This is a genomic window from Jeotgalibacillus aurantiacus, from assembly GCF_020595125.1.
In the GTDB taxonomy this organism is placed as follows: Bacteria; Bacillota; Bacilli; order Bacillales; family Jeotgalibacillaceae; genus Jeotgalibacillus; species Jeotgalibacillus aurantiacus.
Genome location: NZ_JACNMS010000002.1, coordinates 59,457 through 72,288, shown reverse-complemented (window position 1 = coordinate 72,288; position 12,832 = coordinate 59,457). Strand labels below are relative to the sequence as shown.

Sequence of the window (12,832 nt, the reverse complement as noted above, 5' to 3'; positions counted from 1 at the left end):
TGATAATACGATACCATTCCTTCATAATGGCGTACCTGATTGTGAGACAGTGTGGTAATGAGGATCGCTGCAGATAACAGGACAAAATAAAAAATTACAACTGGTAATACAATACTTCCCTTATGATTCAAAAGGGGAAAATGTGAAATGAGCTTCGTAGGTCCGTCCATCCAGAAATGTAACCTCCATTCTTACAAAGCCATTTTGATATTGAAACCTCAATGCATTGACATTCGTTAAATGAATTTCATGCCCCTCTAAACCAACCGTACGCCTGATATAAGAACTGTATCTTGCATACCGGATCTCTTGTTCTCCATCTGTAAAGGTAATGACATGGTCCTCAACCTGCTTCAGCTGAAGATATTTGTTTTCTTCCCTGAACTGAATCTTGAAAATTTCCCATTCTTCATTTCTCTGCTCATCGAGTGACTCGTATGCCGAATAAAAGGTCAGGATTATCAAACTGAGTAATGGTGCAACGATCATTAAAACAGCCAGACTGATTAAAACCTCTAGTAATGTAAATCCTTTATGATTCTTCAGATGAACAGATAGATAAGCCTGAGTCTGTGCCATGATAAACGCATATCCCTTCCGGAGAATAGGTGATTTTATATTTAACTCCTTCTTTTATAACTTCTTGCTGCCGTATACCTGTATGTTTTACAAATTCAACCTGTTCTGCTGCTACACTCCAAAGCTCATATTTAACGGATGCCGCCTCTGCCTGAAGAATTGATAGCACTGTGACAGGTACTATAGTCAGGCATAAAAACAGAACCATCCCGATCGAGATAACAGACTCAAGCAAAGAAAAGCCTGATTCATTTTTCAATTGTAAATCTCCCCCTTGCCAGATAAAAATGGAAGGCCAGATCATCCCCATTGACAAAAAATCGCAGCGATCCGAACGTATTCGTATTACCAATGGGGGTATACCTGAATGATTGCAGCGAACTGTATGAATTGAATTCTACTTCATCCGGTATGCTTCGATCGATCAGAATATTCCCAGACTCACCCGTTCCCATTCTTACAACGTATCGTCTCTCTTCCGGTAGAAGTTGAAATTGAATATATTTTCCGTCTGTGATTGCCTTCAACTGGGCATAATGGAGATCCTGACTCAACTGGGTTTCAAACGTCTCTGCCAGTTCACGATCTGCCGAAATTCTCACAGATGATGCAATCACAATAAATATACTTAAAACTAACAGCACAACCATGATTTCAATCAGGGTAAAGCCTGATTCTCTACGGAGTAGATTCAACGACGGACACCTGACCATCTGTACCGATCGTCAATTCCCTTCCATCCGGACAGGTCATTTCTTCTGCATTCAAATAGCCTTCCTCCTGAAGTTTCACCATCGATTCAGGCAGCGCTTTATTTGACATCCGGTAAGACTCCACCTGGGCCTGCACCATTTGTTGAAAAGCCTCGCAGCCTTTCCCGTTGATTTCCTTACTCTGGGATGAAATATTCGGCAGGCTGACAATAAGCAGTACGGAGATAACAAGTAATACAATGACCATTTCAATCAGTGTAAACCCCCGGGTATTTGTTAATAATCTTTTTACTAATTTCATCATCACAATTCCTCCTTAAATCGATTGCATTAATTGAAAAACAGGCAGTAAAACGATCAGATATGCACCGATAACGGCCAAACCAAGTAAAGTAAATAAAATGGGCTGTATAAAAGAAAAAGCAGTATTCGTTTTGGATTCAAGATCTGACAAACAGAAAGTGCTGTAAAATCCCCACTCCCGCTCAAGACTTCCATTCAATTCTCCATGCCTCGTAATATTACTTAACTCATCTGAAAAAAAGGGAAGCTGCAACATCGTATGATATACGTTCTGGCCTCTCTTCAATTCATCCATCATAAACTGACCGATTTCCTGGTATAAGGGACGGTATGGCTGTGAGATAAATGATTCAAGCATCTGATAAAAGGACAATCCGCTTTTCAGCATGGCAGAAGCTTCACGTGAAAAAACATAGCTGTGAAAACTTTTTACGTAAAAGCCTATCACAGGTAAGGAAGCCAAAAATGACCACCTGGAATGGGCTGATAGTCTTTTTAATATGACATACAAACTGACAAGTGATAAAACAATCAAACATGTACTGAAAAGAATGACCTGGGGCATTGCCGTAAAGATGGAACCCGCCGTTTTTAATGCTGCTGATTCAGTTGATCCGACGGCTGCATAGAGGCTTTTCATTCTGGGGATAAGATAATGATTCATGATGATTAAAATGAATGAAAACATCATGATCAGAAAAAAAGGATACTGCAAAATGGAGATCAGTCTTTTCTCTTCCCGCTGTTTCATCTTCATGAGATCCGAAGTTTCCTTTAACGTTTTTGTGAGATCTCCGTATTCTTCAGCGAAAAAAAGATGCATACAGACGAATTGAGGAAAACCAAGCGTTTTCATCACATCGCTCAGTGAATCTCCACTTAGAAGGGAATCATGAATTTTCCGGGGTGTTTCCGGCTTTTTACGATAGGGTAACAGGAGAAATTCAATTGCTTGATTGAGGGGATAGCCACTTTCCTTAAGTTCACTCAGTCTTGACAGGAATTGCGGCTGATCTTTTTTCGGAATAAGGGATTTCTGACGCCATCCAGCGGTGATATTCCTCTGAAGAAACATAACCAAGAGCGACCCCCTTTCTAAAGAGGTCCGGTAAACTCACATAGTTGTGCCGTACAGGAATCTGATCAATAAGAGATTCAATTGCGGGACTCGTGACGATCTCATATATAGAAGTACGTTTAATGCTGTGCGAGACGGTATTTATTTTCACGAGCCTCTGACCTGTCACGCCGATCAGCGCCTGCAAAAGTACTTCTTTTGAGATACCCAGATCAATCATCCGCCTGATTGCACCCGCTGCATTTTTTGCATGTAGGGTTGATAAAACGAGATGACCGCTTAAGGCAGCTTTAACAGCGATATCTGCTGTTTCCATGTCCCGGATTTCTCCGACAATAATGATATCCGGATCGTGCCGCAGAATAGCTTTTAAGCCTGAAGAATAAGTGACACCGGCCCTTTCATTGATCTGGACCTGAAGAACATGATCCTCCTTTCTTTCAACAGGATCCTCAAGTGTAATAACATTTCTTTTTAAAACGGTTGAACAAAAGTGTAACAGGGAGTATAGCGTTGTGGATTTGCCGCTTCCGGTTGGGCCTGTAAATAAAAGAAGTCCCTGGGGATATGAAGCCAATTCCTGAAGTTTTTTTGCTGAGTGAGAAAACATGGAGAGCTTTTCGATGGGTATGGCAAAGGATTGAGGGAGGAGTCTGATGACCATACTTTCTCTTCCAGTGGCAGAAGGTAATGTAGAAATTCTTAAGGGGAGCGATTCATCGTCGATCATCACATCACAGGCACCACTCTGAGGTTTTCTCTTCTCACCAATGTCGAGTGACGCTTTAAATTTGAAATGTGAGATCAGCCGTTCTCCCGCATCAGCAGAGATGGTCTTGTGTTGAACCAGATCACCCTGCACCCTCAACTGAATCTGCAAACAATTTTCTTTTGGAATCAGATGGATATCTGATCCTTCCTGCCTCACAGCATCATTCACAAGCTGCAATGCAAGCCGTTCTGTTCCAAACGTCATTCATGAACCACATCCTTTTTGAAAGATGTCTTCACTATACACCAAAATTGTAAATATGTCTCATATTTTTTGTAAAATTCAAAAAAAAGAGAGGCAATCGCCCCTCCAATCAACCGGACAGCTTGTACAGCTGCTTTTTATTTGAAAGACTTCTTAAGCCTTCAGGATTATAACCGACAATCAGCTTTCTGCCATCCGTTAAAATTGGACGCTTCAGCAGCTTCGGATCTTCAATAATCAGCTTAACCACTTCAGATAGTGGAAGATCATTTACATCACGATTCAAATTCTTGAATGATTGACTTCTTGTCGCCAGCAGCTCGTCAAGTCCGTCTGTCGTTAAAGTAAGCAGGTGCATCAGTTCATCAAAATCAGGAGTTTCACGGAATATGTGCCGCTCTGTAACATTTACGTCATTTGCCTTCAGCCATTTTTTCGTTTTTCTGCAGGATGTACAGCTTGGATACGTGTAAAATGTGATAGGGTTCATGTTTTTCTCCTCCTGGATGTTTTATTGTACAACTTTTGTTTGACTGTTGTTTTATTTTTGTTTAACTGTTGTTAGTATTGTATACCACATGTATAACCTTTGTACACTTTTTTGCACAACATTTTTTAAATTTATTTTCAGAATTTAGGTTTTGTACGATTTTATTCACAATTACCAAAAATCACGTAATCGTCACATTCAAAAAAGATGGGTTATTTACTTTGTAATATGGTATCCTTTATAATAGGTTCGATGGATTGTTTGCGTAAAGGAGGGATTCGGATGGATAAAATGTATCGCGTTATGGGGTTTTGGACAGCTATTTTTTCGGTATTATTTTACTTAGGACATATGCCAAAGACTTCATTACTTTTCTTAGCCCAGACAGGCTTTTTCATCCTATTGGGATACATGAAATTATCTGAGCGTATGTATGTGTATGTATTCTTTGTATACTTAACGGTATTCTTTGCTGGATTTACTTATTGGACAACTTTTATGATGCCTTTAAACGGCCCACTGTAAAACTCGTTATGAAAGCCCATTCAGGCTTTCAACAAAAAAGACAGCTGCGTGACGCAGCTGTCTTTTTATTTGTGTTAGACAGGAGTTGTACAAACTATATACTAAATCCGTTTAAGAAAGGATTTGATTCCATTTCATCCTCAATCGTTGTAACCGGACCGTGTCCAGGCAGCACATATGTATCCTCCGGTAGAGTTAACAGCTTTTGATGTATACTTTTTAACAGAAGCTTGCCATCACCACCCGGCAGATCAGTTCTTCCAATACTCCCCTGAAAAAGCGCATCTCCTGAAATGACGAGCGACTGCGCAGGAAAATAAAAGCTTACACTTCCAGGAGAATGTCCCGGTGTATAAAGCAAAGAGAAGATAAAACCTTCAATCGCGATCTCTTCTTCACGATTCCATGTAAAATCAGGTCCCTTTGCTGTAACCTCACTTAATCCTGCAAAAAAAGAAGAACCGTTTTTAGCCGGATCCCCAAGCCAGGATTTTTCCTGCTCATGAACATATACAGGAATCTCATATTTTACGCGGATATCGTCAACCGCTCCAATATGATCAAAATGCGCATGTGTCAGAAGAATCGCTTTCGGATTCAGGTTTTTCTGCCTCACCCACTCATTAATTTTTTCCGGCTCTTCTCCCGGATCAATAATCAGACAATCCCCATTTTTTTGATAAACCAAATATGCATTTGTTTGCAGCGGACCTAATGGAAGCTGTTTCCATTCCACAACCATCACCTCAAAGTTAGTGTAGCATGACTGGAATAAAAACACGAATCATCACGAAAGTGTCATGATTTGTTCTCGACATTACACACAAATAGCATTAAAATAATAGAAGAGTACGCATTTATCTGCACTAATCTCGTATAGTAATGATTCATGGAATGTGTGAAAGGGGTGCTTAAGAATGAATGGCTTAACAATTATCCTTGCTATCGTAACAATTTTAGCTGTAATCGCAACCATTACAACATTTAAGGAAAAGAATGTTCTTGGAATTTTCTTCTCTCTTGCAACACTTGGAGTATTCGGATGGTTTACTGTTATGACAATCGTATTTGACGGTTATCCAGTCCACTAAAAAAGCTGACAATAGTCAGCTTTTTTTATTTGCTCTTTTATTTGTTGCCTTTCATTTTGTTTTGTACCGACTCCAGCTTCTCCTCCATCGTATGGTTCTCCTTATCCCGTCTCTCGTCAATTCTTATATTCGTCGCCACTCTTTGTACACCCTTTGTAAAAGGGACTTCGTGAAGCTCCTGAATGACCTGAAACAGCGCGGTTAAATCTCCCTCTATCAGCGTGCTCATAGGCGTCAGCGTATAATGAATATTTCCTTCAGATGCTCTTTTCTCAAGGACCTTCTGAATGTCAGCCACGTATGAACTCACGCTCGGTGTTTCTGTTCCAATTGGAATGATCGTAATATCTGCTATTGCCATTATTGAATTTCCTCCTCAAACAAAATAATCGGTTTATTCGATTGATCTTCTATATTGATCATAGAGGTTAGATGATGTCCAATCAAACAATATGTACCGCTTTGATTACAGGATATTTGATGGTTCTCCGTATTATCTAGAATCGTGTGTATTACCCCAGTTTTCAGATTCATGCCCATCAGAGAATACTGCCCTTTTCCATATGCATACTCTCCTGTTTCATTCGGGGAAAAATATATAAATGCATCTTCTGTTAATTCATACGCCGGCAGAAGTTGCTGGTCATACTCAGTTAGAAAACCGGTACTCACTTCCTGAATCAATGCACTTTCAGATTCAATCCGGTAGGTAATTTCATCTCCGTCAAGGTTCCTGATTGTTTTAATGATGTAATCCTGTTTTGCCCTGATCATCTCGATTGGTTCATCTTCAAATATCTTTTTCTTTTCCTCAAGAACATATGACACGCTTGTCCCACTTTCCGGATCCTTATAAAATAAAGAATCTTCTCCAATCCATCTTGCAAAGGGAGGTACGTCATCGAGAGGGTTAATAGATTGATCAGAAAGATCTATCACCTTTATGTCAGCTTCCCACTCTTCGTTAAATGAAGTAATCAGAATTAGCTTTTCATTATATTCATTCCATCTGAAATCAAACTCGTTTCCTTTAAACATGTCAGAGGCAAGTGTTTTCCCCGTGTGCAGATCAATAATTTCAATTTGAACCTGCTGATCGCTCAAAGGCTGTACTGTTAAAGCTTTTGTTTTGGAAGGACTCAAATAAATCTGAGAGACTCCTTCCTTCGTTTCAAATAAAAGAACTGAGTCGTTTAGATACAGATCATGAGAAATAACCTGTAGCGCTTCTTTGTTCTTTTGCACGATTAATATGTTTTTGTTGTCTTGCCATCCGAGAACATTGTAGAACGAGGATGAAGGAAGTATGTAAGGATAAACGACCTGCTTTTGTTCTGATTCAACCGATTTCAACGGAACGGATTCCGGTGAGCATCCTGTTATCAGCAAAATCATGATTAAATACATTATAACCTTCATTTCATCCCCCCTTCATGTATTGCCTCATGTATAAGTATAGACGTATATATCATGTGCTTTGTTTCATTTTAACAGAAAATAGAAAGAAGAAGCCAGATGGCTTCTTCTATTCTTCTTCACTATTTTGTTCAGTCTTCAATCTGCCGGTTTCACGGTCATAGAAGCGGAGAAGATCTCCATAAATGATTTCATCATTATAAGCAAGCTCTTCGTTCGCTTTTTCAATCAGCGGTTCACATCCAGCGATATCAACAGGTTCACCTGTTTCACGATCATAGCATGTTTCCCCCGCATACACGAACTCTTCTGAAATAAATCTTCCATCACGTAAAATGACGAAGTTATCATTTTCTTCAGAGAAGATATCCTGACCAAATTGCAGACTGTTTTCTTCTTCGATACCAAGCAGATTAAGAATCGTCGGCTTCAGATCAACCTGACCTGCAAGCTTAGAATTCACCTGGCCTACATCTTCACCAGGAATATGAATAAACATTGGTACCCGCTGCAGCTGCGCTGTTTCATAAGGCGTAATATCCTTCTCAAGATACTGGCTCATTGCAGCATTATGATTTTCAGAAATACCGTAATGGTCTCCGTACATCACGATAATAGAATTTTCGTATAACCCTGCATCCTTTAGATAAGTGAAAAATTCTTTAATCGATTCATCAAGGTAACGTGAAGTCTGGAAATAACGGTTCAGCGTTCCTGAATTTGAATCGTATTCTTCAATAAACTTATCTTCTTCATCAAGTGTAAATGGATGGTGATTTGTCAAAGTAATCATTTTAGAATAAAACGGCTGTTCCATTTCTTTCATGTGTTCAACTGACTGTTCAAAGAATGGAATATCCTTCATTCCCCAGTTCACTGCCTGACCTTCTTCAACTGTATAATCAGTCAAAGAATAGAAGCGGTCATAACCAAAGTTTTCATAAACAACATCACGATTCCAGAAACTTTTATTATTTGCGTGCATGGCGTTTGTAAAATACCCTGCATCATTCAATGTGTCTGTCATCGTGTGGTACTCGTTCCCGCTGTGCGTAAAGAATACGGCACCTCGGCCTAACGGGTAAAGTGAATTATCAAGGATAAACTCTGAGTCAGACGTTTTACCCTGTTCAGTCTGGTGATAGAAGTTATCCATATAAATCGTATTTTCATCTTCTGTTAATGAATTCAGGAAAGGCGTAATCGTTTCCCCATTCATCTCATTGTTGATCACAAAATTCTGAAGCGATTCAAGTTTTACAACGATCAGGTTTCGATCCTTCGCGATCCCTGAAAGATCCTTCGACGGATCCGCTTCTTTAGCTTCAACATAGTTGTTTACATCTACAAGTGCATCACTGTCAGCCATAGCGCGTTGTGCAGACTGCTTGGATTGTAAATAAACATCATAGATATGATAGTTGTTCAGTCCGATATTTTTAACAAGCATTTCACGGTCGAACGTTCTTGTTAAAAGCTGTGGACGCTCAATTTCTGCAAGACCGAGATTAAAGAAGAAAGTAGCAATTGCCACAAGGAAATAGGCACGACGTGTTAATTTTGTCGGTTCCTTATGCGTTACAAAAGCAGGCTTAAACTTCACAATCGCAATCAAGATCAGAATGTCCAGGAAATACAGTGCATCTGTAAAATAAATATTTTCTAATGCACTTCCGCCAAGATCTCCGAAGTTGTTTGTCTGGAATAGTACCGGCAGCGTAATAAAATCGTTGAAAAAGCGGTAAAACACCATATTAGCAAATAGCATAGCTGTAAGCACAAAGCTCATAGAAATAACATATATGTTTCTTGTTTTTTCTTTCTTAAAGAATAGAGACAGTCCGAAAATCAATAATAAAAAGCTTAATGGGTTAATAAATAAAATAAACGCCTGCATTGCGTTCTCGATTTCAATACTGAAACTTGCATAGTAAGAAATGTACGTTTTAATCCATAAGAACGCAATGGCGATAATGACAAGCGATAGCTTGGGCATTGACCATTTTTTGTTCATAAATCCTTCCTCCTGTTGTATAGCAAAATGACAAATAGTGGGTAGTGTTTACAGTCAAACATAATATTACGCCGCTTTTTTACAAAAATCAAATACAAAATCAATAATCATAAAATCTTATTTACAATTCCACCTTTATAGACGTTTAAAACCTCAAATAGTTTCGTTTTATAAAAATATTTGAAAAATCATCCTTAAGTCACTCAAAACTTTTGATCTAAGTGGAGATTGTAAATTTAAGGTTAAGGCTGTATTATACAACGATTATGATGTGAAGTATAGGGCTGGAAGTTGGAAAAACAGGATTGTTTTAGATGAAATGGTTTTCATTTTGTCGGGGAAGTGAACACTGGGGGACGGAGCGGGTGTTCCTTCTTCAAAAAAGGAACACCCGCTCCGTCCCCCTTAATGAAAAAGGGTGAAAATAAAGCGTTTTTAACGCTTTATCTTCACCCTAATCATAAATCCACCAAGTTTCAGCGGGTTAATGTTTATATTTAATCAGCCACGCTGCGCCGATTACACCTGCATCATTCCCCAGTGTTGCGACAGTAATTTCAGTTGATTCTGCAACAGTCGGAAAAGCAAATGCTTTAAATTTTTCTCTCAGACGGTCAAGAAGGATCGGTCCGGCCTGTGATACCCCTCCACCAATGACGATTTTTTCCGGATTCAAAGCGCTTCCCAGGTTGGCAAGTGCAAGTCCAAGATAGAATGTGAGTCTATCAACAGCTTTTAATGCCGCTTCATCCCCCTGTTTAGCATGATCAAATACATCTTTAGCAGAGAATTCGCCTTTTTCATTTAACAGTGTATTGAGCACAGAAGTTGTGTCTTTTGCTGCTTCTTCCTTAGCAAGTCTGACAACTCCTGTGGCGGATGCAACTGTCTCAAGACAGCCTTTTTTACCGCAGTTACACTGATAACCACCCTCAGGAACGGCTGTAATATGGCCGATTTCACCTGCAGCCCCTTTTATACCGTGTGCAATGTCTCCATTGACGATGACGCCACCGCCAACACCTGTACCTAGTGTGACACATACAACGTCACGTGCGCCATCTCCGGCACCTTTCCACATCTCACCAATCGCAGCTACGTTGGCATCGTTTTCAATAACAACCGGCAATCCTGTCTGCTGATGCAGCTCATCACGCAGGGCAACCGGTTGCTCCCAGCCAATATTCACACCCGTATACAGAATACCTGTTTGCATATTAACCGGTCCCGGTGCACCAACACCAATGCCAAGAACCTGTTCAGGATTAATCGAAAGCTGTGTTTGCTTTAATTTAACTGCTGCTGCAATATCCGGAATAATGCTCACACCGTTATTGGATGTGTTAGTCGGGATCTCCCACTTTTCAATAATGATTCCCGATTCGTCAATAACAGCTAATTTCGTTGTCGTACCGCCAATATCCACACCAAAAATAAACTTTTTCATCATTTCACCTATCCATTCATTTCTTTATTCATTTCACTTCGAAGGACTAAAACAGCCATTCGAAAAATGTCTCGATCAATCAGGCCTGACTCATAAAGCTCCCTGATCTCCACTTCCATTAATTCAAGCGTTGAAGTTCGGTTTTCGCCGTAAATAAATAAGCCAAACCGTTTCAGAAGCTGCTGAACATCAAACATTGTTTTCAGTTCCATTACTATCCTCCATCTGAAAAGTACCTTATAAGTATATATGAAAACCCTTTATAATCTCAATTGAATCCGCTGTATTTTATGTAGTCCGGCAAAGCCGGATATTAAGGATACCCCAGAAATAAAGCTGCTCCTGAAACGATGATGACCCCAAGTGCAAAGATGAGTTGAATACCGGCGTTTGAACGGCTTTTTGGCAGTGCGGCTGCACCTGCTGTCAGAAATCCGCCAAGCAGACCACCAATATGCCCTGCATTATCAATTCCAGGAATGGAGAATCCAAACACAAGATTGATTAAAATAATAACAAGTACATTCGCACCCATTGTTCTGAAAAACAGTCCCGGCTTCCGGATACCGAAATACAGCAGCGCACCAAACAGGCCAAAGATCGCACCGCTCGCTCCTGCTGAGATTGATTCTGTAAACAGAAAACTCATGACAGACCCGGTAAAGCCTGCTGTAAGGTAAATGAGCAGGAAGCGGAATCGCCCATAGATTCTTTCAACAAGAGGACCCAGGAAATAAAGAGCCAGTGAGTTCATCAGTAAGTGCAGGATACCGATATGGAGAAAAATTGGTGTGATCAGTCTCCACCACTCACCTTCAATGATCAGAGGATTATATTTAGCACCATACTCGATCAGAACGTAAGGGTTTGTACTCCCCCCTGCCTGCTCAAGTATGAAAAACATAACAACCTGCAAAAATATGAACATATAGGCAAGTAAAGGTTTTGCATTGTCAAAAACAGCCCGATCCTGTTCATTCTGTTCTTTTGCGCGGAGCAGCGCAGCATATTTCAGCCGGTCGATTTCAAGATCCATTCCTTCATAAGAAGAAGGATAGTCAATAGAAGAAAGTGGTTTCCGGATGCCCACATCAGCCGGATTTGAATCCATTGTAACGAGCGTATGATATAGAGGCGTCCGGCGATCAGGCTGATTGTATGCCTCAAGGACTTCCTGCTGATGATCAACAGGCTCAAAACGCGAGAAATAAATGTTGTCAGCTTCAATTTTTCCTGCTCTGATCAGTCTTCTGACCCTTTCAACTTTTTCGGGAATCTGTGCTAGATCCGTTTTTAACCTGTTCATCCAGTCAAAATCATGACGAACAAGCCTGACCACTCTTTTCGGAGAACGCCCAGGGCTTTCAAGCCAGATTTCATTATGAGATGGTGACATAGTCGCAACCCGGTAATTTTTCTTCACAATGAGATCATACGCCGTTTTCCAGTAATAGTAATCAATGTTCCCTTCCATGATTATCACTCTTTCTCTGTGAGCACATTTTATTTTATTATATCAATTCCCATCAGAACTCACCCTGCTGCTGAACTGTTCAGTCGGTTATCAGCTTATTCACCGGAATATCGTGAGTCTCATGGGGAATCTGATCCATAATCTGAAAACGGAAACACAATGAAGCTGTCATCTTTCTGTAGTCTGTCAAAAAACGGTCGTAATATCCGCCACCAAACCCGATACGATATCCTGCACGATCAAAAATGAGTCCTGGAACAATTAACAGATCAATGTCATCTTTATGTATAACCGGCAGTGATTCAGGCGGCTCAAGTAAGTTGAAAAAGGATGGTTTAACGTCAGTTATGTCTTGAATTTCATGAAAAACGAGTGCTTTTCGGGATGGAATACATCTCGGCACAGCAACTGCCTTTCCATCTTGAAACGCACGTTCAATCACAGGTCGCGTTTCTAATTCGAATCCGGTTGAAACCGTTAAACCGACCGTTTGAGCATGTCTCCATTCATCTGTTTGAAACAAACGCTCATGAACACCTTCTGTTAAAAGGATTCTGTCATCACCTGAAAGGTCTTTCATACGCTGAAGCATCGTTTTTCTCAGGTCTTTCTTATCCAAAGTCATCACCCTTTTCCTTTTCATTCTCACGTTGGTTTCAAAATAGCTGGTTAACACTTTCAGTAAGTATAAAAAAACCGAAAATGCTTTTGCACATTTTCGGTTTA

General features: G+C 40.1%; 17 protein-coding genes. 2 read left to right on the top strand and 15 right to left on the bottom strand.

What is annotated here, in order from left to right; genetic code table 11:
* Positions 1-120 precede the first annotated feature (120 nt).
* From comGF to H7968_RS05080, 7 genes are all read right to left on the bottom strand, one after another.
* A complete protein-coding gene (gene comGF, locus H7968_RS05110) occupies positions 121-579 on the bottom strand; it encodes a competence type IV pilus minor pilin ComGF (RefSeq protein WP_227395162.1) in 459 nt (152 codons plus the stop codon).
* A complete protein-coding gene (locus H7968_RS05105; protein ID WP_227395161.1) occupies positions 533-838 on the bottom strand; it encodes a type II secretion system protein in 306 nt (101 codons plus the stop codon). Before H7968_RS05105 ends, comGF begins: the two co-directional genes overlap by 47 nt.
* The gene (gene comGD / locus H7968_RS05100; RefSeq protein WP_227395160.1) at positions 828-1,274 is read right to left on the bottom strand and encodes a competence type IV pilus minor pilin ComGD; all 447 of its coding nucleotides are present in this window, start codon (positions 1,272-1,274) and stop codon (positions 828-830) included. Before comGD ends, H7968_RS05105 begins: the two co-directional genes overlap by 11 nt.
* Positions 1,258-1,593: a competence type IV pilus major pilin ComGC gene (gene comGC, locus H7968_RS05095; RefSeq protein ID WP_227395874.1), complete on the bottom strand. Its 336-nt coding sequence runs from the start codon at positions 1,591-1,593 to the stop codon at positions 1,258-1,260. Before comGC ends, comGD begins: the two co-directional genes overlap by 17 nt.
* A gap of 15 nt (positions 1,594-1,608) precedes the next feature.
* Positions 1,609-2,670 carry a competence type IV pilus assembly protein ComGB gene (comGB, locus tag H7968_RS05090; protein WP_227395159.1) on the bottom strand — a complete coding sequence of 354 codons (1,062 nt, stop codon included), beginning with the start codon at positions 2,668-2,670 and terminating at the stop codon, positions 1,609-1,611.
* The gene (gene comGA / locus H7968_RS05085; RefSeq protein WP_227395158.1) at positions 2,579-3,649 is read right to left on the bottom strand and encodes a competence type IV pilus ATPase ComGA; all 1,071 of its coding nucleotides are present in this window, start codon (positions 3,647-3,649) and stop codon (positions 2,579-2,581) included. The genes comGB and comGA overlap by 92 nt, the downstream gene beginning before the upstream one ends.
* 109 nt (positions 3,650-3,758) lie before the next feature.
* Entirely contained in the window at positions 3,759-4,139 is a 381-nt protein-coding gene (locus H7968_RS05080) for a Spx/MgsR family RNA polymerase-binding regulatory protein (protein WP_134376618.1), read from the bottom strand.
* 282 nt (positions 4,140-4,421) lie between these two features.
* On the opposite strand from H7968_RS05080, the gene H7968_RS05075 reads away from it, so the two are divergent.
* The gene (locus H7968_RS05075; protein ID WP_134376619.1) at positions 4,422-4,664 is read left to right on the top strand and encodes a DUF2626 domain-containing protein; all 243 of its coding nucleotides are present in this window, start codon (positions 4,422-4,424) and stop codon (positions 4,662-4,664) included.
* Positions 4,665-4,758: 94 nt separating this feature from the next.
* Here the strand turns inward: H7968_RS05075 and H7968_RS05070 are convergent, their stop codons facing one another.
* A complete protein-coding gene (locus H7968_RS05070; RefSeq protein ID WP_227395157.1) occupies positions 4,759-5,400 on the bottom strand; it encodes an MBL fold metallo-hydrolase in 642 nt (213 codons plus the stop codon).
* A gap of 181 nt (positions 5,401-5,581) precedes the next feature.
* Here H7968_RS05070 and H7968_RS05065 point away from each other — a divergent pair, with 181 nt between their 5' ends.
* Positions 5,582-5,755, top strand: a complete 174-nt coding sequence (locus tag H7968_RS05065) for a DUF2759 domain-containing protein (RefSeq protein WP_227395156.1) — start codon at positions 5,582-5,584, stop codon at positions 5,753-5,755.
* A gap of 37 nt (positions 5,756-5,792) precedes the next feature.
* On the opposite strand, the gene H7968_RS05060 is transcribed toward H7968_RS05065, so the two are convergent.
* From H7968_RS05060 to H7968_RS05030, 7 genes are all read right to left on the bottom strand, one after another.
* Positions 5,793-6,116 (bottom strand): MTH1187 family thiamine-binding protein, encoded by a 324-nt coding sequence (locus H7968_RS05060; RefSeq protein WP_227395155.1) that lies wholly within the window; start codon positions 6,114-6,116, stop codon positions 5,793-5,795.
* Positions 6,116-7,174 (bottom strand): YqgU-like beta propeller domain-containing protein, encoded by a 1,059-nt coding sequence (locus H7968_RS05055; RefSeq protein ID WP_227395154.1) that lies wholly within the window; start codon positions 7,172-7,174, stop codon positions 6,116-6,118. The genes H7968_RS05060 and H7968_RS05055 overlap by 1 nt, the downstream gene beginning before the upstream one ends.
* Before the next feature lie 106 nt (positions 7,175-7,280).
* The gene (locus H7968_RS05050; RefSeq protein ID WP_227395153.1) at positions 7,281-9,185 is read right to left on the bottom strand and encodes an LTA synthase family protein; all 1,905 of its coding nucleotides are present in this window, start codon (positions 9,183-9,185) and stop codon (positions 7,281-7,283) included.
* A 484-nt stretch (positions 9,186-9,669) separates the two neighbouring features.
* Positions 9,670-10,635: an ROK family glucokinase gene (locus H7968_RS05045; RefSeq protein WP_227395152.1), complete on the bottom strand. Its 966-nt coding sequence runs from the start codon at positions 10,633-10,635 to the stop codon at positions 9,670-9,672.
* Between the two features lie 5 nt (positions 10,636-10,640).
* A complete protein-coding gene (locus H7968_RS05040) occupies positions 10,641-10,844 on the bottom strand; it encodes a YqgQ family protein (RefSeq protein WP_406566367.1) in 204 nt (67 codons plus the stop codon).
* Between the two features lie 101 nt (positions 10,845-10,945).
* Entirely contained in the window at positions 10,946-12,106 is a 1,161-nt protein-coding gene (locus H7968_RS05035) for a rhomboid family intramembrane serine protease (protein ID WP_227395151.1), read from the bottom strand.
* 79 nt (positions 12,107-12,185) lie between these two features.
* Entirely contained in the window at positions 12,186-12,731 is a 546-nt protein-coding gene (locus tag H7968_RS05030) for a 5-formyltetrahydrofolate cyclo-ligase (RefSeq protein WP_227395150.1), read from the bottom strand.
* Positions 12,732-12,832 lie beyond the last annotated feature (101 nt).